Origin of the sequence: Clostridium sp. MCC344, assembly GCF_018785365.1 — a bacterium.
Classification (GTDB): domain Bacteria; phylum Bacillota; class Clostridia; order Lachnospirales; family Lachnospiraceae; genus Pilosibacter.
The window spans coordinates 45,738-68,808 of record NZ_WQPQ01000114.1 but is presented as its reverse complement, the minus strand read 5'-3'; the positions used below and the strand labels follow the sequence as shown (position 1 = coordinate 68,808).

The 23,071-nt window shown below is 50.4% G+C and carries 21 protein-coding genes; 7 read left to right on the top strand and 14 right to left on the bottom strand.

The window, feature by feature from the left end; all coding sequences use genetic code 11:
• The coding region (locus tag GPK90_RS19305; protein ID WP_252197611.1) for a site-specific integrase at nucleotides 1–431 on the bottom strand (431 nt) is incomplete at its 3' end.
• A gap of 129 nt (nucleotides 432–560) precedes the next feature.
• Nucleotides 561–1,406 carry a LysR family transcriptional regulator gene (locus tag GPK90_RS18345; RefSeq protein ID WP_015554965.1) on the bottom strand — a complete coding sequence of 282 codons (846 nt, stop codon included), beginning with the start codon at nucleotides 1,404–1,406 and terminating at the stop codon, nucleotides 561–563.
• Nucleotides 1,407–1,639: 233 nt separating this feature from the next.
• On the opposite strand from GPK90_RS18345, the gene GPK90_RS18340 reads away from it, so the two are divergent.
• Nucleotides 1,640–3,019, top strand: coding sequence for an MATE family efflux transporter (locus GPK90_RS18340; RefSeq protein WP_215703660.1), 1,380 nt, complete (start codon nucleotides 1,640–1,642; stop codon nucleotides 3,017–3,019).
• A gap of 49 nt (nucleotides 3,020–3,068) precedes the next feature.
• Here GPK90_RS18340 and GPK90_RS18335 read toward each other — a convergent pair whose 3' ends face one another.
• The 7 genes from GPK90_RS18335 to GPK90_RS18305 form a co-directional block, all read right to left on the bottom strand.
• Nucleotides 3,069–3,974, bottom strand: a complete 906-nt coding sequence (locus GPK90_RS18335) for an RsmB/NOP family class I SAM-dependent RNA methyltransferase (protein ID WP_215703624.1) — start codon at nucleotides 3,972–3,974, stop codon at nucleotides 3,069–3,071.
• A 91-nt stretch (nucleotides 3,975–4,065) separates the two neighbouring features.
• The gene (locus GPK90_RS18330) at nucleotides 4,066–4,491 is read right to left on the bottom strand and encodes a PPC domain-containing DNA-binding protein (RefSeq protein ID WP_215703623.1); all 426 of its coding nucleotides are present in this window, start codon (nucleotides 4,489–4,491) and stop codon (nucleotides 4,066–4,068) included.
• A gap of 154 nt (nucleotides 4,492–4,645) precedes the next feature.
• On the bottom strand, nucleotides 4,646–5,530 hold the full coding sequence (locus GPK90_RS18325) for a DegV family protein (RefSeq protein ID WP_118322777.1): 885 nt from the start codon (nucleotides 5,528–5,530) through the stop codon (nucleotides 4,646–4,648).
• Between the two features lie 329 nt (nucleotides 5,531–5,859).
• Nucleotides 5,860–6,609 carry a triose-phosphate isomerase gene (gene tpiA, locus GPK90_RS18320; protein WP_015554970.1) on the bottom strand — a complete coding sequence of 250 codons (750 nt, stop codon included), beginning with the start codon at nucleotides 6,607–6,609 and terminating at the stop codon, nucleotides 5,860–5,862.
• A gap of 293 nt (nucleotides 6,610–6,902) precedes the next feature.
• Nucleotides 6,903–8,126, bottom strand: coding sequence for a phosphoglycerate kinase (locus GPK90_RS18315; protein ID WP_015554971.1), 1,224 nt, complete (start codon nucleotides 8,124–8,126; stop codon nucleotides 6,903–6,905).
• A 96-nt stretch (nucleotides 8,127–8,222) separates the two neighbouring features.
• A complete protein-coding gene (gene gap / locus GPK90_RS18310; protein ID WP_117552041.1) occupies nucleotides 8,223–9,242 on the bottom strand; it encodes a type I glyceraldehyde-3-phosphate dehydrogenase in 1,020 nt (339 codons plus the stop codon).
• Nucleotides 9,243–9,275: 33 nt separating this feature from the next.
• Nucleotides 9,276–9,449: a hypothetical protein gene (locus GPK90_RS18305; RefSeq protein ID WP_182435670.1), complete on the bottom strand. Its 174-nt coding sequence runs from the start codon at nucleotides 9,447–9,449 to the stop codon at nucleotides 9,276–9,278.
• A 235-nt stretch (nucleotides 9,450–9,684) separates the two neighbouring features.
• On the opposite strand from GPK90_RS18305, the gene GPK90_RS18300 reads away from it, so the two are divergent.
• The 6 genes from GPK90_RS18300 to GPK90_RS18275 all read left to right on the top strand — a co-directional run bounded on the left by GPK90_RS18300 (nucleotide 9,685) and on the right by GPK90_RS18275 (nucleotide 17,280).
• A complete protein-coding gene (locus GPK90_RS18300) occupies nucleotides 9,685–11,307 on the top strand; it encodes an ATP-binding protein (RefSeq protein ID WP_215703622.1) in 1,623 nt (540 codons plus the stop codon).
• Nucleotides 11,295–11,981, top strand: a complete 687-nt coding sequence (locus tag GPK90_RS18295) for a response regulator (RefSeq protein WP_215703621.1) — start codon at nucleotides 11,295–11,297, stop codon at nucleotides 11,979–11,981. The genes GPK90_RS18300 and GPK90_RS18295 overlap by 13 nt, the downstream gene beginning before the upstream one ends.
• Nucleotides 11,982–12,314: 333 nt before the next feature.
• Complete coding sequence (locus tag GPK90_RS18290; RefSeq protein ID WP_142412393.1) at nucleotides 12,315–13,565, top strand: sodium/glutamate symporter; 1,251 nt, start codon at nucleotides 12,315–12,317, stop codon at nucleotides 13,563–13,565.
• Nucleotides 13,566–13,986: 421 nt separating this feature from the next.
• On the top strand, nucleotides 13,987–15,237 hold the full coding sequence (locus GPK90_RS18285; protein ID WP_118297058.1) for a sodium/glutamate symporter: 1,251 nt from the start codon (nucleotides 13,987–13,989) through the stop codon (nucleotides 15,235–15,237).
• 210 nt (nucleotides 15,238–15,447) lie between these two features.
• Nucleotides 15,448–16,461 carry a TAXI family TRAP transporter solute-binding subunit gene (locus GPK90_RS18280; RefSeq protein ID WP_215703620.1) on the top strand — a complete coding sequence of 338 codons (1,014 nt, stop codon included), beginning with the start codon at nucleotides 15,448–15,450 and terminating at the stop codon, nucleotides 16,459–16,461.
• Nucleotides 16,462–16,656: 195 nt separating this feature from the next.
• Entirely contained in the window at nucleotides 16,657–17,280 is a 624-nt protein-coding gene (locus tag GPK90_RS18275) for a DUF1836 domain-containing protein (RefSeq protein WP_118297060.1), read from the top strand.
• Between the two features lie 155 nt (nucleotides 17,281–17,435).
• Here GPK90_RS18275 and GPK90_RS18270 read toward each other — a convergent pair whose 3' ends face one another.
• From GPK90_RS18270 to GPK90_RS18250, 5 genes are all read right to left on the bottom strand, one after another.
• Nucleotides 17,436–17,756: a YerC/YecD family TrpR-related protein gene (locus GPK90_RS18270; protein WP_118297061.1), complete on the bottom strand. Its 321-nt coding sequence runs from the start codon at nucleotides 17,754–17,756 to the stop codon at nucleotides 17,436–17,438.
• A 227-nt stretch (nucleotides 17,757–17,983) separates the two neighbouring features.
• Nucleotides 17,984–18,817, bottom strand: a complete 834-nt coding sequence (locus GPK90_RS18265; protein WP_118297142.1) for a Cof-type HAD-IIB family hydrolase — start codon at nucleotides 18,815–18,817, stop codon at nucleotides 17,984–17,986.
• A gap of 80 nt (nucleotides 18,818–18,897) precedes the next feature.
• On the bottom strand, nucleotides 18,898–20,517 hold the full coding sequence (gene ptsP, locus GPK90_RS18260) for a phosphoenolpyruvate--protein phosphotransferase (RefSeq protein WP_118532853.1): 1,620 nt from the start codon (nucleotides 20,515–20,517) through the stop codon (nucleotides 18,898–18,900).
• Nucleotides 20,518–20,533: 16 nt separating this feature from the next.
• A complete protein-coding gene (locus GPK90_RS18255; protein ID WP_118532855.1) occupies nucleotides 20,534–20,791 on the bottom strand; it encodes an HPr family phosphocarrier protein in 258 nt (85 codons plus the stop codon).
• 36 nt (nucleotides 20,792–20,827) lie between these two features.
• The gene (locus GPK90_RS18250) at nucleotides 20,828–23,020 is read right to left on the bottom strand and encodes a PTS sugar transporter subunit IIABC (protein WP_215703619.1); all 2,193 of its coding nucleotides are present in this window, start codon (nucleotides 23,018–23,020) and stop codon (nucleotides 20,828–20,830) included.
• Nucleotides 23,021–23,071 lie beyond the last annotated feature (51 nt).

Sequence of the window (23,071 nt, the reverse complement as noted above, 5' to 3'; positions counted from 1 at the left end):
GTCTCCGCTGTCAGATATTTCAATTCTCCGATCCGCATCCCCGTTCCCGCGATGGTCTGAAGGATGCAGAACAGGCGCTCACGATTCTCTCGTCTCGCGGTCATAAGAAGTCTCTGGTACTCTTCGCGCGTCAGTTCCCGCTCCTCCTCGCGAAAGATCCGTCTCTGTGTTCTGCACACACGCACCCGGAGATCGTCCCGGCCGATCCAGCTCAGATATCCATTCACCGCGATCAGCATGGAATTTACGCTGGACGTCCGGTATTTTTCTATGAGGAGCTTTTTATAGTCTAAGATGATCTCCTTGCTCAGCTCCCGTTCTCCTGAAAATATCAGGAAAGTCCGCACATCTCTCAGATACTTTTCGATCGTATTTTTACTTTTCTCGCATTCTGTTAAATATTGCCCATAATGTTCCAGATCATACTTCATGAACGATTCTTCTCCTGTTCTGTCAGGCTCTCTTTACCTGACATGTTTCATAATATGATGCTTTTCATTATTTCTCATTATGGCATATTTTTCAGAAAATTACTCGTATAATCTGCCTGTAAAAACTATTTAATTCCAAAATTCCAAAAATTCCTGTATTTCCGACGAAATTCGACTTTTTCTCCAGGCGAGAAGGACCTCTGTTGTAAAATCGGCATCACAGACCTCACATGCTTTCAGCTTATCAGAAAGTTCCAGCATCGAAGTCGGCAGGATCGCGATCCCCATTCCCCGTTCCGCCATCGTGATCGCGGTCCTTGCATCCTCACAGGCAAGGTAGATATCGCAGACAAGTCCCGCCTCCTCAAACTTCGAGGCGATATATTTCTGAAACCGGTGGGACAGGATCAGGGGCTGTTCCGAGAGCTCCTGCAGATGGAGCGATGTGCGTCCTTTTAAAAGAGGGAACTCCGGAACTGCCATGGCGAGAAGGCGTTCCTCAGCCAGAGTTTTCGTCTCACAGCCCCTTAATGTAATTGGCGTGCGCAGGGTCGTGAGATCAAGGATCCGGTTCTCAAGCTGATCCCTCATCGTGAATGTGGATCCCTCGTGGATATCAAAATGGATATTGGGATGGCTTTTTGCAAAACGCATCAGGTAATGGGACATCATAGACACGGTGGACGGCGTCATTCCGATATGGATCGTCGCCGCCTGACTTGATTTTATGACCTCGCGCTTCGTTACCTCCGAGAGCATCAGGATCTTTCCCGCCTGTTCGTAGAGCGTTTTTCCCGCCTCCGTCAGTGTGATATGCTTCATGCCACGGATAAAAAGCGGCACCTGAAGTTCCTCCTCCAGCATTTTCATCTGGTAGCTTAGCGGCGGCTGTGTCATATGAAGCTCCCTCGCCGCTCCGCTGATGGTTCCGGCGTCAACGATGGCTCGGAAGTATTCTAACTGTCTGATCTCCATAATCTCTCCTTCTGACCGGCGATCTGCGGATTTCCACTCCCACAACGGTGCGAGCTGTGGGATCTGGATCCCGGATCGTAAAAATCATAGTCTGAATGTAAAGAATCTTCTTATATTATATAATATTTATTATATTTCTATACAAAAACAATAATTTACATATATTATAGGGGATGCTATACTTGAAATGCAAGAAAAAATTTAGAAAGGATCGAATCGAATCTACCATACATATGAAACGTATTGATTTTGAAAACGGAACCATAACGGGCAATATCCTCGGAGCCGCGCTCCCCATGCTGATTGCCCAGATCTTAAACCTTCTATATAATATTGTGGACCGCATCTACATCGCGCGGATCCCGGAGATCGGAACATCCGCTCTCGGCGCGGTCGGCTTATGTTTTCCGATCATTGTCATCATCACAGCCTTCAGCAACCTCTTTGGGACCGGCGGTGCGCCGCTCTTCTCGATCTTTCGCGGAAAGAAGGACCCTGACACAGCAAGGCGCATTATGAACACTTCTTTTACAATGCTCTGTGTCTGCGCGGTGATCCTGATGGCGGTCGGCTTCCTCTTCGCCCATCCGATCCTGATCCTCTTCGGCGCTTCCGCTGAGGCCATCGTTTACGCCTATCCGTATTTGATGCTCTATCTGATCGGAACCCTGCCGTCGATGATCGCGGTCGGCATGAACCCGTTTATCAACGCTCAGGGCTACTCCAGCATCGGCATGTTATCCGTCGCGATCGGTGCCGGAACGAACCTGGTGCTTGATCCGCTCTTTATTTTTGCCCTCGGACTCGGCGTCCGCGGCGCGGCCATCGCCACCGTGATCTCCCAGTGCCTGTCCGCCGCCTTCGTCGTGTTTTTCCTCACGAAAAAATCCGAGTTAAAGCTGCGGTTTCTTCATAAAAATGAGATCCCGGAATGTACCGGGCACGCGAAAAATATCCTCAGCCTCGGCGCTGCCGGATTTATCATGCAGCTCACAAACAGCCTCGTGACGATCTGCTGCAACAATATCCTTTCCGTCACCGGCGGCGATATCTATATCTCCGTCATGACCATCATCTCCAGTGTGCGCCAGCTTGTTGAGACACCGATCCACGCCATGGTAGAGGGAACTTCCCCGATCCTGAGCTACAACTACGGTGCCCGCAGACCGGGACGTGTGCGGAAATCCATTCTGATCATGAGTCTCCTCGTTTTCGGTTACACGGCCGTCATGTGGAGCATGATCATCCTCATCCCGGAAACGCTGATCCGTATTTTCAGCTCGGACGCGGCGCTGATCCAGGATGCGGTTCCTGCGCTGAACATGTATTTTGCAGCTTTTATCTTTATGGACCTCCAGTACATCGGTCAGGCGGTATTTAAATCCCTGAATAAGAAGGTCTTTGCGATCTTTTTCTCCCTGCTCCGCAAGGTATTCATCGTTGTACCGCTGACCTACTTTCTCCCCTACGCCATGCATATGGGAACCGACGGCGTATTCCTCGCTGAGCCGGTCTCCAATGTCATCGGCGGAACTGCCTGCATTCTCACGATGCTGATCACGATCATGCCTGAGCTGAAACGGATCGAGGTTGAGAACCGCAGGGCGGCATAAAAGCTTAAAGCGTTTTTTTGCAAAAAAATAGAAGTTCCTCGCGGAGCTTCTATTTTTTTCTGATCTTCGCCACAAAAAATCCCTCAAACAATTCATTCGGTCCCACGAGGAGCGTTCCCGGCATCGCATTCGGAAGCAACGGAAGTTCCTTCGTCCACTCTTTCTCGATCGGTACAAGCTCTCCGCCTGCGCTCTTTAAAATACGCTTTAAGAGACCTTCATTCTCCTCTTTTAAGATTGAGCACGTTGAGTAGACCATCTCATGTCCGGATTTTAAAAGCTTCAGCGCTTTTTTTAACAGTTCTTCCTGCGTTCTCGCGGATCTTTCCACAAGTTCCTTTGAAATCTTTGTCCGGCAGACGCCGTCCCGCACTTCTACGGTTCCGCTTCCGCTGCAGGGTGCGTCCAAGAGGATCCGGTCAAAGGAAAAGAAATCGTCGAGCTTTCTTGCGTCCTCCACCATCACGTAGGTCCCCGATGCCCCCTGTTTTTCCAGATTGTATTTTAACTTTTCTGACCGCGCCTTATTCTTCTCACAGGCCGTGATCTGCGCCTGATTTCCCGTCATCGCCGCCATCTGGGTCGTCTTTCCGCCCGGAGCGGCAGCCATATCGAGGACGGACTCTCCCGCCTTCGGGCCGAGAAACAGCGGTGGCAGCATGGAGGAAAGGCTCTGGAGATAGATTCCGCCTTCCTGATAGATCGGAAGTTCCTGGATCTCCGGCTCCCTTGCGCCCTCGATGATCATCGCATCCTCATACCATGATACATTTTTAAACGCGATCCCTGCGCCGGTAAGTGCCTGTTCTACCGAGTTCCGGTCCGCCTTTAAGGGATTGACCCGGAGTGTCACCGGGCGTCTCGCCTGATATCCCGCGAGGATCTTCGCGAAAGCTTCCTCTCCATACTGTTTTTTCAACATCTCTTCCAGAAATCCCGGAATCATCTGCTCCATAGCCTGCTCCTTATCGATCTATTCTTATCTCTTATCACATTTCACGAAAATATGTAACGATTCAGTACCTTCACCGTTACCTTTCTGCACTTTAACACTTAAAGTTAAAGATATTGAGTCCTGTCTCCTCATCATTTACGCGGTCCACAACTCCGTCAATCACCGTAATCACCATCTCACAGGTCGCTCCGATGATGCCGCGGCTTAAATGTCCGCCGTACACATTGCCCTTCGCATCGGCTGCCGCCGCGTGGATGTGGCTGTAATACTTTCCGTCCATCGTGTTGATAGTTCCTGTAAAGGAGACGATCTCAAACATTCCCTCGAAATCATTCCCCATAAACTGACGTTTTTCGAGGTCATAGATGCCGACCGTCATGGATGAAAAAGTTCCAAGTGCGCTGACACTCGCGAGTTTTACATCCTCGAGCATCGCGATGCGCTTCATCTTCTCCAGAACATCCTCACCCTGATCGATCCTTGCTACGATCGTATTTCCAAATCTGCGGTATTCCATAATGATTGCCTCCTTATTATGCACGTTCCTACAACCGAAACTCTGATTTCAAACTTCTTTTGTAACGGTTCCATATACTCACAGTTACGAACAAAAATCCATTAAAAATTGTCTGCAGCAATGGTATTTTTACTCGCAGCCAATATTTTCTTACTTATACTCTCTTATAATCCGGTGCCACCGCACAACCAATTCCCATTCCGCCAGGTCCGATATGGCAGGAAACGCCGAGAGAAAGGTTATCATAAAGGATCGGAACACCCGGGAATACCTCTTTGATCTCCTCGACCCACGCTGCATTCTCCTCATCCGTTCCGCTGGAAGACGCTAAGAGATGCAGAGCGCCATCGTTTAAGGCATCCTGGAAATTCTCGCGGATCTCTGTCTGCATCGCCTCGATGGCTGTCTTTTTGGCCTTCTGCATTCCGTGGCACTTCTTAAAGGAATCCAGTTTTCCGGTCTGGAGCTTTAAGATCGGTTTGATATTAAATACAGATCCGAGCGCAGCTGCAGCCGGAGTTACTCTTCCGCCTTTTTTCAGGAATTCCAGCGTCTGAAGGGCGATATAGATCATCATCCGGTCTCCCGCCTTTTCCAGGAGTTCGCGGATATGTTCCGCTTCATATCCTTTTTCGATCATATCCAGTGTGTCCAGGATCATCTGGTGAAGCGGCGCCGCAACCTGTCCGTCGTCCACAACGAGGACGCGTCCTTCATATTTTTCCTCCTGCGCCAGCATCATCGCCGTATTGTAGGAACTGCTGAGTCCGCTGCTGATCGGCATATACAGGATCTTTTCATATTCTTCGAGTGCTTTGTCCCAGATTTCCATCACAGCGGTCGGAGATGGCTGGGAAGTCGAAATATCGGCTCCGGATGTCAGCTTTTCAAAAAACAGTTCCCTGGAAAGCGTCACACTCTCATAATAGCACTCCCCGTCGATATAGAACGGCATCGGCAGGACAAAGATCCCGAGTTTCTTTGCCTCTTCCTGGCTGATGCTGCTGTGACTGTCTGTTACGATTCCAATTTTCTTCATATATGTATTCCCTCTTTATATCCTGGATTCACGCAAGAGATTGCTGTCTTTTGCGCAATTTTAACGTTTTGCGTATCTAATAATCGTAACATCCAAAATCCTTCCAGTCAATAGGGTGGAGGCAAAAAATGACAGATTGTCACTATTTTCTCTTATGTAAAAAGAATGTGTCCTGGCACATTCTCGCACCGGGCGCGCGGTCGCTTGCGACGATCTTCATCTTCTCGCGAATGTGCCTTTTTTCATAGGAAGTTCCATTGGAATCTTCTATGAAAAAAGCGCTGTGTCACAGCCCATTTTCTATGACACAGCGCCAGGATGTACATGTACTATTTGTAGTTGACGATCTTTCCGAAATCAGCCTTTAAGGATGCGCCGCCTACAAGTCCTCCGTCGATATCCGGCTGTGCGAAGAGCTCTGCAGCATTTCCGGCATTTACAGATCCACCGTACTGGATGCGGATTGCTTCCTTTGTTGCCTCATCGTAGATCTCACCGATGCACGCACGGATCGCTCCGCAGACTTCCTCGGCCTGTTCTGTCGTTGCTGTCTTTCCGGTTCCGATCGCCCAGATCGGCTCATAAGCGATCACAGCAGTCTTCGCCTGGTCTGCTGTCACGTTCTGGAACGCAATCTTTACCTGCTTGCGGATCCAGTCCAGAGTGATGCCCTGTTCTCTCTGGGTAAGAGTCTCACCGCAGCAGATGATCGGGGTCAGTCCATGCTCGAATGCCTTTAAGACTTTCTTATTGACAGTCTCATCTGTCTCAGCGAAGTACTCTCTTCTCTCGGAATGTCCGATAATCACATATTTTACGCCGGCATCTGTCAGCATGTTCGGGGAGATCTCGCCTGTGTACGCGCCCTTCTCCTCGAAATACATATTCTCAGCGCCGACCTCGATGTTTGTTCCCTCGCATGCCTTTACGACAGGAATGATGTCGATAGCCGGTACGCAGAATACAACGTCCGCTTCCTCCGTCTTAACGAGCGGCTTTAATGTCTCAACGAGTGCCACTGCCTCGGACGGAGTCATGTTCATTTTCCAGTTTCCAGCGATAATTTTCTTTCTTGCCATGATTATCTACCCCCATATATACCAATATTTATCTTCAAGCTCCATATACCTGGATTCTCTCTGAACGATAACATTCAAAAACTACATCTGCAGTTTTCCATACTATGACAAAATCCGGGACGGGATCACCGCCCCGGATCTGAAATCTCGGACACTATAATATTTACAGCTAGGGAAGTAAATGCGTACATTTGCGCCCCCTATACCGGAACAGACCTGAAAGGGCTTGTGCAAGCGAGCTTGCAGCGCCCTTCCACGCCTGTTCCGGCGCACGGTGTACTGGTTTCATTCATTTACTTATCGTCAGCTGCTGCAACGCCCGGGAGTTCTTTTCCTTCCAGGAACTCTAAGGATGCGCCGCCGCCTGTGGAGATGTGGCTCATCTTGTCGCCGAAGCCGAGCTGGTTGACAGCTGCTGCGGAGTCACCGCCGCCGATGATCGTTGTCGCATCTGTCTCAGCAAGTGCCTTTGCCACTGCGATCGTACCAGCAGCAAGTGTCGGGTTCTCGAATACGCCCATCGGTCCGTTCCATACAACGGTCTTTGCGTTCTTCACTGCGTCCGCGTAGATCTTGCAGGTCTCAGGTCCGATGTCAACGCCCTCTTTGTCAGCCGGGATCGCATCTACGGAAACATACTCAACCTCGACCGGAGCATCGATCGGGTTCGGGAACTCAGAGACAACCGTCGTATCAACCGGAAGAAGAAGCTTCTTGCCAAGCTTTGCTGCCTTATCCATCATCTCTTTGCAGTAATCGATCTTTGTATCGTCAACTAAGGACTTACCGATCTCCTTGCCCTGTGCCTTTAAGAAGGTGTAAGCCATACCGCCGCCGATGATAAGAGTATCGCACTTCTCAAGGAGGTTGGAGATTACATTTAACTTATCAGCAACTTTCGCGCCGCCGAGGATCGCAACGAACGGGCGAACCGGATTCTCAACCGCGTTTCCAAGGAAAGCGATCTCTTTCTCCATCAGGTAGCCGACTACGTTGGAGCCGCCCTTTGCGGAGATAAATTTTGTAACGCCAGCTACAGAAGCGTGTGCTCTGTGGGAGGAACCGAATGCGTCGCATACATAATCGTCTGCGAGGTCAGCCAGCTCTTTGCTGAACTGTTCGCCGTTCTTTGTCTCCTCAGCTCCGCGGAAACGGGTGTTCTGAAGAAGAACGACATCTCCCTCTTTCATTGCGTTCACAGCCTTTGTTGCAGCTTCGCCGGTTACGTTGTAATCGGATACGAAAACAACTTCTTTTCCGAGTTTCTCAGAAAGGCTCTTTGCAACCGGAGCCAGGGATTCTCCCTCGTTCGGGCCATTTTTTACTTTTCCAAGGTGAGAGCAAAGAATCACTTTGCCGCCATCGTTGATCAGCTTCTGGATTGTCGGAAGAGCCGCGTTGATACGTGTCTCGTCTGTGATCTTACCGTCCTTTAACGGTACGTTGAAATCGCAGCGGACCAGCACTCTCTTTCCCTTTACGTTGATATCATCAACTGTTTTCTTATTTAAAGACATGTTGGAATTCCTCCTTTTTATAAATCGAAAAAAGGATCCGGTCCTCATCAGACCGGACCCTTTGCTGAGTCTATTTTCTTCGATAACTGCTCGAAATTAAGCGTTTAACAGTTTTCCGAAGTGCTTAATGGTACGAACCATCTGGCTTGTGTAGGAGTTCTCGTTGTCGTACCAGGATACAACCTGAACCTCAGATGTGTTCTCGTCAATCGGGAGAACCATTGTCTGTGTTGCATCGAAGAGAGAACCGTATCTCATACCAACGATATCGCTGGAAACGATCTCATCTGTGTTGTAGCCGAAGGACTCGTTGGAAGCTGCCTTCATTGCTGCGTTGATGGATTCCTTTGTCGGCTGGCCCTTAACAACAGCTGTTAAGATTGTTGTGGAACCTGTCGGTGTAGGAACACGCTGAGCAGAACCGATGAGCTTGCCGTTTAATTCCGGAATTACAAGACCGATTGCCTTTGCAGCACCTGTGCTGTTCGGAACGATGTTGATCGCTGCAGCACGGCTTCTTCTCTTGTCGCCCTTTCTCTGCGGTCCGTCAAGTGTCATCTGGTCGCCTGTGTAAGCGTGAATTGTGCACATGATACCGGACTGGATCGGGTAAGCATCGTTTAATGCTTTTGCCATCGGAGCAAGGCAGTTTGTTGTACAGGAAGCAGCGGAGATGATGTGGTCATCTTTGCTTAATGTCTCATGGTTTACATTGTAAACGATTGTCGGAAGATCATTTCCTGCCGGAGCGGAGATGATAACGTGCTTAGCACCAGCATCGATATGAGCCTGTGCTTTTGCTTTGGATGTGTAGAAGCCTGTGCACTCAAGAACAACGTCTACACCGATCTCACCCCACGGAAGCTCTGCTGCGTTTGCTTTCGCGTAGATCTTGATCTCTTTGCCATCAACTGTGATGGAATCTTCACCGTAAGATACGGTATCTGCAAGAGCGTATCTGCCCTGTGTGGAGTCATATTTTAAAAGGTGTGCGAGCATCTCCGGAGAGGTTAAGTCGTTGATCGCAACGATCTCGAATCCCTCTGCGCCAAACATCTGTCTGAATGCAAGACGGCCAATACGGCCAAAACCATTAATCGCAACTTTAACTGCCATTTTTCTTTTCCTCCTAGAAAATGATGTGATTGTTCACGTTGAACAGTCATGGATTGTTAAATAATAATCAACCTTAAGGTTATTGTACCCAATTCCTATAGAAATAGCAAGTCCTTTTTGAAATCTTTTCCTAAATAAAACCGTCCCAAAGCCGCCTAACCTTCCCTCATCATCCCACCATCCTCCAGCCCGCCTGTAAGACTTCAAACAAAATCGCCCCCTCCCGGACTCTTCTCTTCTTCCCTCTCAGAAAAAATTACTTTGCATGCCAGCAAACCCTTTTCTTAATCCCGCCAATCCCCCAACCAGTCGAACTCTCACCGGCCCGCCAACAACCTAATTTTGCAACACAATTTTCTTTCTCTCCCCTCTTGCATCTCCCCCTCATTTTCTATATACTAAGTGATAAATATTTTCCATCCCACTCCCGGAGGACCCACATATGATACAGAAATTCCGAAAACTATCCCTGGAGAGTCAGCTCTTTTTAAGCTTCATGGCAGTATCCATCTGTCTTCTGCTCCTCTCCCTAAGTATCACCCTGTTCTCGACGATCACACGCCAGCGACAGGAGATCGATAAAAATATCAGTGCGCTCGCCTCCTACATCGCGTCGATGGACAACGTGATCTCCATGCTGGAAAACGGATATCCGGATGACTCTGCTATTGAAGAGCTGGATTCCCTGTCCGAAAACTTTTCCGACCTCAACGTCATCGCCGTCTACAACACCAACGGTCTCCGCTTTTATCACACGAACCGTCAGGAGACCGGCGAGACCTTCGTCGGCGGCGAGGAAGAAGCGATCTTAAAAGGAAGCCAGCCCTACATCACGACCGGCTACGGCACCCACGGAACACAGCGGCGCGCCTTCCATGCGGTCCTCAGTAAGGACGGGCACATCATCGGCTTTATCATGGCATCCGTCTTCAACACGTATATCTTCGAGCAGATGCAAACGCTCTTTCCTACCTATTTACTGGCCGCAATGGTCATGCTGGTGGTCAGTGTCCTTCTGTCGCACGGACTCGTATCGCTCCTGCGCGATTCCCTGATGGGCCATCATCCGACCGAGCTTCTTGATCTCTATCTCCGCCAGGATGTCGTTCTGAATGCATTGGAAGAAGGTCTGATCGCGACCGATTCGAATGGCGTGATCGCCTATGCAAACCAGGCGGCAAGACAGCTCTTTCAGCTGCCGCAGCCGGCGCCGGCCACTGAAGGCTGCCATTTTAAGGACCTCTTTCCTGCCTCCCAGGCGGACCGCGTCCTGACTTCCGGAGTTCCGTCCTACCACCGGGCCTGCACCAACGGGAACCACAGACTTCTCGTGAGCGAAGTTCCCGTCAACTCCCAGACAGGTTCCCATGCCGTCCTGACCATCATCAATGACCAGACCGATATGGAGACCGTCATGGATGAGCTCACCGGAGCAAAGGCGATGCTGGACACACTGAGGACTTTTAACCATGAATTCTTAAATAAACTTCATGTCATCCTCGGCTACCTCCAGACAGGTCAGACAGAGGAAGCCATCAAATTCATCATCAACAGCAACCTCGTCTCCAGCCAGTCGATCCGGCAGACAGCCGACTGCATCCGCGTATCAAAGATCTGCGCCCTGGTCATCGGAAAGATGATGCACGCCGCAGAACTCGGGATCCTGCTCACGGTATCCCCCGACAGCCGGTGTCTTGAAAAAGATCTGCTGCTGCCGATGGAAGATTACATCACGATCATCGGAAACCTTCTCGAAAACGCGATTGAGGAGCTTTCCAACGGGGAGCATGAGATCAAAGAGATCACGCTCGGACTCTACTGTGATCCGGACTGCAACATCATCACCTGTGAGGACACCGGCGGCGGGATCCGGCCGGATCTGATCGACCGGATCTATGAGCGTGGAGTCTCATCCAAAGGCGAAAACCGCGGAACCGGACTTTTCCTGATCAAACAACTTGTCGAAGAATCGCACGGGGATATCTCCATCGAAACAGAAGAAGGAGAAGGAACCTGCTTTACCATTACATTTACCGGAAAGGAGAAACCATCATGTACCATGTAATCATCATTGAAGACGACCCGATGGTCGCATCCATCAATAAACAATATATCGAAGTCAGTACCAACTTCCGTGTAGAACATCTCTTCAAAAACGGAGCGGAGGCTCTGCCCTATATCAAAACAAAGCCTGTTGATCTCGTGATCCTCGATTACTATACGCCAGTCATGAACGGCGGTGAATTCCTCGACGCGCTCCATGCGGCAGGACTCACCCCGTATGTGATCATGGTCACCTCCGCGAATGACACGGATATCGTCCGCTCGCTCTTAAACCGCGGCGTCACGGATTATCTTGTAAAACCGTTTGAATATACACGTTTTAAGGCGGCTCTTGACCGTTTTGCGGAGATGAAGAAGTACCTGGAAGATTCCCATGCCAATCTGGACCAGCACGCCATCGACCGTCTGGTTTCCGGAAGCGAGCCCACAACAGAGGCAAAACCGACGCTGGCAAAGGGATTGAACGAGACTACCCTCAATATGATCCGGGAATATCTGATGGCAAATCCTGACGGCTTCTTCACCAGCGAACAGATCGCCGAGCAGATCCATCTCTCCCGCATTACGATCCGGCGATATATGAATTATATGGTGGACACCGGAGAGATCATCAGCACCATCGACTATAAGACGGGAGGACGCCCTTCCATCAAATACGGATTCGGGAAAAAATAATAAACAGGCATTTCTTAAGACTCCGCACGGATCTGATCCGGCGGAGTCTTCTGTTCAGAGCGTGGCGAACGAAAGTGATTTTTCCGGTTACGATAATTACATAATTCGTTAGATACTTACATAAATTGACATTATATACAAAATATTTTATTCTTTTTATAAAGTTTTTACACTTTTCCCACCAAAATAAGCGGGGTATAAACGGTGGAAGCTGTTTTTTTACTGTGAGCAGTTTTTAAAAATACAGAAACTGAAAGATCTCAGCAACGCAAAAGGTAAAAACGACTGTAACTGATGCAAGACAGTTACCAAAAAAGGATTGGAGGATTTTTTATGGAAAGTATCATCAGCTATTTCGGCACCTACACACCAGCTGCCGATGGTGCAATCGCAAATTTCAAATTTGAGTATTTATGTACTCTCGGCTTTGCAGCAATCGTAATCTTCCTCGGACGCGCGATCGTCGCACATTCCGCGGCATTAAGAAAATACGCGATTCCTGCTCCGGTCGTTTCCGGTATCATCTTTTCACTTCTGATTTCCGCGATCAAGATGACCGGCACAGTCAGTATCAGTTTTGACGCAAAGGTCATGAAAGATCTCTGTCAGAACCTCTTCTTCCTCTGCGTGGGCTTCGGCTTCAGCGCAAAGATGTTAAGACATGCCGGCGGAAAGCTCTGCGTCATGATCGCATTTGCAGCCTGCCTCCTGATCACCTGTCAGGATGTTCTCGGTGTTGCGATCGCTCACCTGATCAATTTAAATCCGCTCCTCGCTCTCCAGTGTTCTTCCTCAGCGATGTCCGGTGGTGTTGGTACCGCATCTGCCTTTGGTCCGATCTTCGAGGGCTGGGGTGCACAGGATGCTACAACGATCGGTGTTGCGGCAGGTACTCTTGGTAACGTTATGGGCTCCCTCATCGGTGGTCCGGTTGCGGCTTTCCTGATCGCAAAGCACGGTTTAAAGGCTGACCCGAACGATAAGCCGGAAGCAAAGGCAACCGGCAAGGCACCGGAGCTTGACAACACAAAGATGATCATGATGTTCGCAATGTGCTTACTTCTCGCAGCTCTCGGTATGCCGATCTACTGCTTACTCGACAATATCCCGATGATCGAGATGCCGAAATTCATCGGCTGCCTCTTCGCAGGTGCCATCGCAAGAAACGTCATGGAAGCTGCAAACATCAAGTTCTATGTTCCGGAGGTTGACGCCATCGAGCATATGTTCCTGGAGCTTTACCTTGCACTTGTTCTTATGACAACAGACTTCACAAAGCTTGCCCCGGTTGCAGGCCAGATGGGTATCATCCTCGTGGCACAGGCGATCCTCATGGCTCTGTTCGGTATCTTCGTATCCTTCAATCTCTTCGGTCGTGACTACGGCGCAGCTGTTATGACAGCCGGCAACATCGGTTGGGGCTGCGGTTCCGGTCCGAATGCCGTTGCGAACGAGAAAGCCGTTATGGATCAGTACGGATGGCACAACATCGCATGGGTTCTTTACCCGTCCTTCGCGGTTATCATCGATGATATCTACAACCCGATCTTCCTTTCCATCTTTGGTGGATTATTCAAAGGCTGATCGGAAACATAAGGTTTTCACGAATTATACAGAACCTCCCTTAAAAATCCCTCAGGAGAGCTCCCCACTCTCCCGGGGGATTTTTTTACGACTTATTTCTTACTGTCAAGTCTTTCTCCGTTAAGTATCTGTTCATCTTTATTGTTTCTCTGTATCTGTTTTTGTAAGTTTTTTACTGTGATTTTATAACTTTAGTTACTTTTATCGGTTAATAGTTTCGAAAAATTGCAAATATTTTTATAATATTTTATACTTTTTTCATAAATTTTAGCAACGGTCCTTCCTGATTTTCAAGTTACTAAAGTTTTATCTTCCGGGTGATCCGACCGTTTCCTCTGTGGGGAGACAGAAAACCTTCCGTTCTCAGAAGCGGACGGAATGATATGACCCGGAAAGCAAAAAAAGGATTGGAGGAACTCTTATGGAAAGTATCATCAGTTATTTCGGCACCTACAAACCGGCAGCCGACGGAGCAGTCGCCTCTTTCAAGTTTGAGTACCTGTGTACTCTCGGTTTCGCGGCCATCGTGATCTTCCTCGGCAGGGCCATCGTTGCCCGTTCTGAGACGCTCAGAAAATATGCGATTCCGGCGCCTGTTATTTCCGGTCTGATCTTCTCGATCATCGTATCCTGCATCAAGGGGGCAGGAATCGTCGGAATCTCCTTCGACGCGACGATCATGAAGGATCTCTGCCAGAACTTATTCTTCCTCTGCGTGGGCTTCGGCTTCAGCGCAAAGATGTTAAGACATGCGGGCGGAAAACTCTGTGCCCTGATCGCATTCGCTGCATGCCTCCTGATCACCTGCCAGGACCTTTTAGGTTATGCCCTGAGCCAGCTGATCGGCATGCATCCGCTCCTGGCCCTTCAGTGCTCTTCCGCAGCCATGTCCGGCGGCGTTGGTACTGCTTCTGCATTTGGCCCGATCTTTGAAGAGTGGGGCGCTGCAGACGCTACCGTTGTCGGTGTTGCGGCAGGTACCATGGGAAACATCATGGGCTCCCTCATCGGCGGCCCGGTCGCTGCTTTTCTGATCGCAAAGCACGGCTTAAAAGCTGATCCGAACGACAAGCCGGAAGCACACGCAACCGGTAAAGTTCCGGAACTCGACAACACAAGAATGATCATGATGTTTGCATTATGTCTTCTTCTCGCAGCACTCGGTATGCCGATCTACTGCTTACTCGACAACATCCCGATGATCGAGATGCCGAAATTCATCGGCTGCCTCTTCGCAGGTGCGATCGCAAGAAACGTCATGGAAGCTGCCGGCATCAAGTTCTATGTTCCGGAAGTAGAAGCGATCGAGCATATGTTCCTTGAGCTTTACCTTGCACTCGTTCTCATGACCACAGACTTTACAAAGCTTGCTCCGCTTGCAGGTCAGATGGGAATCGTTCTCGTTGCACAGGGTATCTTCATGGCACTCTTTGGAATCTTTGTATCCTTCAATCTCTTCGGCCGCGATTACGGCGCAGCTGTCATGACAGCCGGAAACATCGGCTGGGGCTGCGGTTCCGGTTCCAATGCCGTCGCAAACGAGAAAGCGATCATGGACCAGTACGGCTGGCACACCATCGCATGGGTTTTGTATCCGTCCTTTGCCGTTATCATCGACGATATCTACAACCCGATCTTCCTTTCTATCTTCGGAGGCTTATTCCGTTCATAGAAATACATGTGACATTCACCAAAGGTCATTTGACCTCCCTCTTTTCACCGGGCGGAATCCCCCACTTTCCGCCCGGTTTTTTGCCCGGTTTTTTCAAAATAACATTGAATCTGCGATGGTTTTTATGCTATACTCATTCCAAAAGTTACAAAACTTGTCAGGTTCTTTTTACAGCCGACAGGTTTTAATACAAGGAATGGGATATACTTCATGCATAAATTTTTACACACAATTTCTTTGTTCCTCGCCTGTACCGGTCTTGTCCTTGGTGGCTGCGGAAAATCATCCGAAACTGCGCAGCGCCAGACAGAAGCAAGATCAGATTCTTTAAAGATCCTTACGATCGGAACTGCCGACAGCGGCGGAACGATGTATCCGGTCGGAAAGGCGATCTCCCTCGTGATAGGAGATGCTGATTCTTCCATCAAGATCAATATCAGCGCCTCGACCGGCTCCTCCGGAAATGTCCACTCTCTCCAGGACGGCAGTATCGATCTCGGACTTGTGAGCGGCGACATTGCTTTCTCCGCGGTAAACGGGACCGGTGAATTCAAGGATCACGAATTCAAAGATCTGAAAGTCATTGCGGCTCTCTATCCGAGTCTTTCGAACTGGATGGCGCGGGATGACTCCGGGATCTTTTATGTTCACGACTTAAAAGGAAATCGTCTCGGTGTCGGTCCCCAGGATTCCACCACAGAGCTCGCGGCAAAGGTTTCCCTGGGCACTCTCGGAATCACCGACCAGAACTCCACCTTCGTCAACTGTGGTCTCGGATCAGGCGCTGACAAGGTTAAAAACAGGGCGCTCGACGCGATCCATGGATTTACCGGGGTGCCGATCTCCGGGGTTGCGGAGCTGGCAGACACGGTTCCATGCCATCTTTTAAAATACACAGACTCTGAGCTCCGCTCCATCATCCGCTCGAACCCGTTCTACTATATGGATCAGATCCCGTCTGGAACTTATAAAGGCCAGGACGAAGATATCGCAACCTTCGGGATCAAGGCCCTCCTCTGCGTCCGCGCAGATCTGGATGAAGACCTCGTCTACGAGATCACCTCGATCCTCTATGAGAACCGTGACCGCTTAAAGGACCTTCACCCCGCCCTCTCCTACACCGCCCAGTCCGGGTTCATGTTCAACGATCTCCCGATCGAACTGCATGCCGGAGCAGAGCGTTTTTATAAGGAAAAGGGACTTTTGGAGGAACACAGCAGGTAGGCGGCAGGATTTCGAATGCATGGTTTCCACACATCACCAGATTTTTTCTGGTGGTGTGTTTTTTGTTACAGTGCGCAGGCATAGAGTGCCCGTGTACTGTAACGTGTTTTTCTTTTCGTACGCAGAAAAATCATCTTTACCCCTTGTCATATAGTTTTTAATACTATATAATAGATGGATGAAAGGAGTTTCACCATGAAAACGAATGAAGAACGACTGAATGAGCTGCTCGCTCACCTGGACAGCCTAGACCATATTCATGTAGACGAGATCCCGCAGATCGACCTTTACATGGATCAGGTGACGACCTTTATGGAGAAGCACCTCGGTGAGTTAAAGCGCTACCCGGAAGACAAGGTCCTGACAAAAACGATGATCAACAACTATGCGAAGAACAACCTGCTTCCATCCCCGGTAAAGAAAAAGTATACCCAGGAACATATCCTGCTCCTGGTATTTATCTATTATTTTAAAAATCTGCTGAGTTTTACGGATATCGAAACGGTTCTTTCCTATGTTACAGAGCACCATTTCGATACGGATGACGAATCTTCCCTTGCGGAGATCTACACGAAGGTCTTCTCGATGGAACACGGACAGATGGATCGGTTAAAGGAAGATGTGAAAGAGAAATTTGAGAAGGCGAAGGAGACGTTTCCTTCCGGCGCAGAGGGCAGCGCAGAGCCGGAAAATGCGGAATCGCTCCAGCTTTTCGGGTTTATCTGTGAGCTCGCCTTTGATGTGTTCTTAAAAAAGCAGATGATCGAGCGCCTGGCCGACGAACTCAGGGCTGAGAATCCGCCGAAAAAGAAAAAATAATGTAGCTGTTCAGTACCTTCACACCTACGGGGACCTCCCCCCGGAGCTTCCCTTCGGATGCATGGCAGATTACGGGCAAACTAATATACCAAAAGACCTTCGTCCGGAAGCAGATCCCCATTCCGCTCCTGTACGAAGGTCTTTTTCTTCATATCTTATTTTTCCGCATCGTCCTCATCATCGAGTTTTTCGAATCCGAGACGTTTAAATACCATATCATATCCGTCGCTTCCGTAGTTTAAGGAACGGTTTACACGGCTGATCGTCGCGGTGGAAGCACCTGTGCTCTCCGCGATATCGAGATACGTCCGTTTCTCTCTCAGCATTTTTGCAACTTCATAACGCTGGGATAAGGACAAAAGCTCATTCACTGTGCAGACATCCTCAAAAAACGCATAGCACTCTTCCGGTGTCTTTAATGTCAGGATTGCCTCAAAAAGATGGTCGACCGCATCTGTCTTGATTTTCTTGTTCATGATACCTGTTACCCCTTCTGCTTCATATTTGCAGCAGAGTCTGGATCTTTTTCTGCTGCATTTTTATGGATCGATCTGTTTCACGCACTAATCACAGTTTAACACGTTAGATTCAAAAAGTCCAGTCTTTCTGTATAAAAAAGCGGAAATAGTTATGGCTGCCATATCCCGATGGAATATCGGCAGCCAATTTTGCATTTCGATATCATGAACCTTTTTTTCATTTCTCACGCCAGCATAAATTTCTCGACAACCAGCCCCACCCCGTCATCGTTGTTCGATGCCGTGATATAGTCCGCCGCGTTCCGCACCGGAAGGACCGCATTCTCCATCGCGACGCCGAGACCGGCGTATTTGATCATCGTGAGATCATTGTAACCGTCCCCGCAGGCGATCATCTGCTCTCTCGTGAGTCCCAGAACTTCCAACAGGCGCTCCAGACTCTGGGCTTTGTCGATCCCCTTCGGGAGGATCTCGAGAAAGAACGGATCTGAGCGGTAAACACTGAAATTCTTTCCCATCGCCGCCTTCACCTTCGGCTCCACCATTGCGAGGTAATCCCCGTCCTCCATCATGAGGAATTTCGGCACCTCGAAATTTACATACTCCGCCATATTCTCCGGCTTCCAGATCTCCATCCCGTTGATCCGGCTCTCCAGTTTTGTGTATGGGGATTCCGGGTTCGATGCGATGATCCTGCTGCCCTCGTATGTCACGATATCCACCTGATTTTCCTCCGCAAGTCCGATGATCTTTTTATTTGCGGACACCGGAAGGGATCTCGCAAACACCGTCTCCCCGGTCTTGCAGTTGATGATCCGCCCGCCGTTGAAGGAAAGAATGTATCCGCTGTATTCCTCCAGGCGAAGCTCTTTTGCGAGCGGCATTACGCCCTGCGTGGGACGTCCCGACGCGAGGACCACCTTTTTTCCGCGCTCCTGCGCCTTCATGAGTGCCGCTTTCGTCCTCGGTGTGATCACCTTGTCCCGGTTCGTCAGCGTGCCGTCAAGGTCCAGGACGATGATCTCGTAAGGACCTGCCATATTTTTTTCTGTCTGCATATCTTCTCCTGTATCAGCGGACTCTGAAACCGGATCCGTTTCCGGTTCTCCCGCAGTATTCATTTTTATTCGCTCAGACATCAGGAGAGATCGATCTCCCTGATCTTCTTTCTCACCGTCAGTAAGAACGACGGGGACACAGAGAGTTCGTCGATCCCCATCTTAAGGAATTCCTCCGTGAGATCTGTCTCCGCACCCAGCTCACCGCAGATTCCCACCGTACATCCATATTTGTGGCCGCTCTCCGCCACATAGCGGATCAGTTTCAGGACGGCCGGATGTTTCGGATCGTAAAACTGGTCCAGTTTTTCATTCTGCCTGTCGATGGCGAGTGTGTACTGGACAAGGTCGTTCGTTCCGATGCTGAAGAAATCCACCTCTTTCGCGAGGTCTTCGCTGATGATCGCTGCCGCTGGGGTCTCGATCATGATGCCGATCGCCACATCGCCGAACGGAACTCCCTGTTCCTTCAGCTCATCCCGGACGGAAGCGGCGATCTCCTTCGCCTTTTTTACCTCCCAGAGGGACGCAATCATTGGGAACATGATCGAGATCTTCCCGAAGGCACTCGCGCGATAGATTGCCCGAAGCTGCGTCCGGAAGATCTCCGGTCTTGTCAGGCAGATCCGGATCGCGCGGTATCCCATCGCCGGGTTCTCTTCTTTCTTTAATTTAAAATAGTCCGCCTGCTTATCGGCGCCGATGTCAAGCGTCCGGATGATGACTTCCTTTCCCGCCATCATCTCCGCCACCTGGCGGTATGCGGCAAACTGTTCCTCCTCGGTCGGGTACGTCTTCTTCTCAAGGTACAGGAATTCACTCCGGAACAGACCGATCCCAGCCGCATTGCTCTTTAATGCCTCCGCGACATCTGAGACGTCCCCGATGTTCGCATAGAGTTTTACCTTCGTCCCGTCCAGGGTGACATCCTCTTTATCCTTTAACTCCTGGAGCAGACGCTCTTTCTCTTCCTCCGCCAGCTTCTTTTTCTTCATATCCGCCAGCGTTTTCTCATCCGGATCCACATAGAGGGTTCCGGTCTCGCCGTCGATGACCGCCATCTTTCCGTCCCAGGACTCTTTCACCGGCACGGAGACCAGCGCCGGAATGTTCATGCTGCGCGCGAGGATCGCCGTGTGGGAGTTCGGAGACCCCTGTTCGGTGATAAATCCGAGCAGCATGTCTTTTTCCAGCTGGACCGTCTCGCTCGGCGCGAGGTCCTCCGCCATCAGGATCACCGGTTTTGTCAGGAAACCGGATTCCACCGCATCGCCGGAGAGGATCTTTAGCAGCCGGTCTGTGATGTCCTTTACATCCGCCGCCCGGGCACGGAAATATTCATCGTCCATGTCCGCAAAGAGCCGGTAAAAGTTGTCACCGGTCACCGCGGCTGCGTACTCTGCGTTCGTCTTCTGATTTTTGATGATATTCAGAACGGAATCCCGGTAGTCTGCGTCCTCCAGCATCATCATGTGGACCTCAAACACTGCCGCTCCGGTCTCTCCGACCTGCTCACACGCCTTTTTGTGGAGTGCCTTGAGCTCGTCCTCGGCGCATTTCACTGCCGCTTTGTACCGGCTGATCTCCGCTTCCGTATTTTCCACCGTGCGGCGTTTGACCTGGCTCTCCGTCTTTCTGTGGTAGAGGATCGGTCCGATCGCCACTTTATTTAAAATTGATTTTCCTTTAATGATTTCCATACTTTTTGTTTCTGCCTCACAGTTTTGCCTCAAAAAACTTCCGTACCGCTTCTGCCGCCGTCTTTTCATCCGTCCCGTCGATCTCAACGTTGATCGTCTGACCATGACGGATCCCGAGAGCCATCACTGCCATCAGTTTTTCCGCGTCTGCCTGTTTTGTGTCTGTCTTCAAGGTGATCTTTGAACGGAATTCTTTTGAAAGCTTCGCGAGTTCCCCCGCCGGTCTTGCGTGAATTCCGATCTCGTCTGTAATTGTATACTGAAACTTCTCCATAATCAACCCACTTCCTTTTTATTTTCGCATTCCGGATCAGCAAAATCCAACGTCAGCTTTCCGGTGCACTTCCATGAAAGGCTCACCTGCATGGATCTGCCCTTTTTTCAATACCCTGACTTCCATATTCTCCGCAAGGTCCGTGAAGAGGACCGGCGATGCCATGGACGGAACCCGGTCCCCGATCTTCCGGATATCCACCTTTAAAAGCGGCTCTCCCGCCCGCACATGATCCCCGTCGCTCACGAAAGCCTCAAATCCGTCTCCGGACAGGGACACCGTGTCAATCCCGACATGGATCAGCATCTCATGACCGACATCCGTCCGGAATCCGACGGCATGCTTTGTGGGAAACACAAAGGTCACCTCTCCATCCGCCGGGGCCTGCACGATCCCGTCTGTAGGTACGATCGCCGCACCGTCCCCCATCATGGCTCCGGCAAACGCCTCGTCCGGGACCTCTTCAAGCGGAATGACGGTCCCGGTCATGGGACTTCCGATCACAGTTGACGCATTTTGCGCCTGTTCACGCGCTTCCATATATTCTTCCAGATCCGACTTGATGACAGACACCTGCGGACCATAGATGATCTGGACGCCGTTTCCTTTTTTGATGACGCCGGATGCCCCGGTCGCTTTTAAGATCGTCTCATCCACTTTCTTTTCATCTTTTACAGTACAGCGGAGCCGCGTCGCGCAGCAGTCCACATCAGTGAGGTTGTCCATGCCGCCGAGTCCCCGGAGGATTTTTCCCGAGCGCGACTCCCCGGATCTCTCCGGATTTTTTTCGTTATCATTCTGACTTTGGTGCGGTCCCCCGGCTGTCTCTGCGGGATTCTTTGCTTCTTTTGCTCTATCTTTTTCGTTTTTCGCGTTTTTTGAAACAGTTTTGTTTCTTTTATCCTGTTTCCTCTGCTCCACATCATCTCTCGTATAAAGCTTCGCCGCGGTCCCGCTCTCCCGCCCCGGCGTCTTATAATCGAGTTTCCGGATTACGATCAGGAACACCGCATAATACACGAGGAAATAAAACACACCGATCACCACGATCCAGAGCCATCCGGTCTTTTCATTCCCCTGAAGGATCCCGAACAGAAACAGGTCGATCAGTCCGCCGGAGAATGTCATTCCGACGCCCACGCTGAGCATGTGCATCAGCATGTACGCCAGACCGGCAAATACACAGTGGATCCCATAGAGCAGAGGCGCTGTAAAGAGGAATGTAAACTCCAGCGGTTCCGTGATCCCTGTGAGCATGGAAGTCAGTGCGGCGGAGAGGAACAGCCCCGATACCTCCTTTTTCTTTTCCGGCAGCGCCGCCTGATACATGGCGAGAGCTGCGCCGGGGAGTCCGAAGATCATAAGTGGGAACTTTCCCGCCATGAACCTTGTCGCCTCCACAGAAAATCTCGCTGCTGCAGGGTCCGCGAGTTCCGCAAAAAAGATGTTCTGGGCGCCTTCCACGACTTTCCCGCCGATCTCCATGGACCCGCCGACCGCTGTCTGCCAGAATGGGATGTAAAACACATGGTGCAGACCAAACGGAATCAGCGCCCGCTCTACAAAGCCGTAAAACCAGGTTCCCGGGTAACCGGAGCGGAGCACGAACCGGCCGACTCCGGAGATCGCCGTCTGGACCGGCGGCCAGACAAAGTACATGAGGATCCCCACGAGAACGTAAAACAGGGCGCACACGATCGGGACAAACCGCGTTCCGCCGAAAAACGAGAGCACCTGGGGAAGCTCGATCTTATAATACCGGTTGTGGAGCCATGCCGTCCCAAGCCCCACGAGGATCCCGCCGAACACTCCCATCTGCAGGGACCAGATCCCCGCGACCATGGCGCCGGCGCCCTCTTTCAGGGAATCCGCTCCGCCGTTTACTTCGATCATCGCTCCGATCGCAGCATGCATGACGAGGAACGAGATGACCGCCGCTAACGCTGCAACTTCCTTCTCCTTCTTTGCCATCCCGATCGCAACACCCATGGCAAAGAGGATCGGGAGATTTGTGAACACGATGTCCCCAGCCCGGCTCATGACCATGAACAGTGCGTTCCAGAAGGTTCCCGGTCCCATGATCCTCGTCAGCCCGTATGCCTTGAGCATCGTGACATTTGAGAATGAACCGCCGATACCGAGCAAAAGTCCCGCCGCCGGAAGCAGCGCGATCGGCAGCATGAACGATCTCCCGATCCTCTGAAGGACACCAAAGACCTGATCTTTCATGAATCTCACCCTTTCGTTTTCTGTTAGTTTTGCAGGCAGTGCCTTATTACT

Coding starts and splice junctions, on each gene's coding strand:
- GPK90_RS18265 (WP_118297142.1), bottom strand. CDS start 18,817: ATGCAGACAGAAAAAAATATGGCAGGTCCTTACGAGATCATCGTCCTG.
- GPK90_RS18300 (WP_215703622.1), top strand. CDS start 9,685: ATGATACAGAAATTCCGAAAACTATCCCTGGAGAGTCAGCTCTTTTTA.
- GPK90_RS18295 (WP_215703621.1), top strand. CDS start 11,295: ATGTACCATGTAATCATCATTGAAGACGACCCGATGGTCGCATCCATC.
- GPK90_RS18345 (WP_015554965.1), bottom strand. CDS start 1,406: ATGGAGATCAGACAGTTAGAATACTTCCGAGCCATCGTTGACGCCGGA.
- GPK90_RS18255 (WP_118532855.1), bottom strand. CDS start 20,791: ATGGAGAAGTTTCAGTATACAATTACAGACGAGATCGGAATTCACGCA.
- gap (WP_117552041.1), bottom strand. CDS start 9,242: ATGGCAGTTAAAGTTGCGATTAATGGTTTTGGCCGTATTGGCCGTCTT.
- GPK90_RS18315 (WP_015554971.1), bottom strand. CDS start 8,126: ATGTCTTTAAATAAGAAAACAGTTGATGATATCAACGTAAAGGGAAAG.
- GPK90_RS18270 (WP_118297061.1), bottom strand. CDS start 17,756: ATGAACAAGAAAATCAAGACAGATGCGGTCGACCATCTTTTTGAGGCA.
- GPK90_RS18290 (WP_142412393.1), top strand. CDS start 12,315: ATGGAAAGTATCATCAGCTATTTCGGCACCTACACACCAGCTGCCGAT.
- tpiA (WP_015554970.1), bottom strand. CDS start 6,609: ATGGCAAGAAAGAAAATTATCGCTGGAAACTGGAAAATGAACATGACT.
- GPK90_RS18250 (WP_215703619.1), bottom strand. CDS start 23,020: ATGAAAGATCAGGTCTTTGGTGTCCTTCAGAGGATCGGGAGATCGTTC.
- GPK90_RS18275 (WP_118297060.1), top strand. CDS start 16,657: ATGAAAACGAATGAAGAACGACTGAATGAGCTGCTCGCTCACCTGGAC.
- GPK90_RS18325 (WP_118322777.1), bottom strand. CDS start 5,530: ATGAAGAAAATTGGAATCGTAACAGACAGTCACAGCAGCATCAGCCAG.
- GPK90_RS18340 (WP_215703660.1), top strand. CDS start 1,640: ATGAAACGTATTGATTTTGAAAACGGAACCATAACGGGCAATATCCTC.
- GPK90_RS18285 (WP_118297058.1), top strand. CDS start 13,987: ATGGAAAGTATCATCAGTTATTTCGGCACCTACAAACCGGCAGCCGAC.
- GPK90_RS18330 (WP_215703623.1), bottom strand. CDS start 4,491: ATGGAATACCGCAGATTTGGAAATACGATCGTAGCAAGGATCGATCAG.
- GPK90_RS18280 (WP_215703620.1), top strand. CDS start 15,448: ATGCATAAATTTTTACACACAATTTCTTTGTTCCTCGCCTGTACCGGT.
- ptsP (WP_118532853.1), bottom strand. CDS start 20,517: ATGGAAATCATTAAAGGAAAATCAATTTTAAATAAAGTGGCGATCGGA.
- GPK90_RS18335 (WP_215703624.1), bottom strand. CDS start 3,974: ATGGAGCAGATGATTCCGGGATTTCTGGAAGAGATGTTGAAAAAACAG.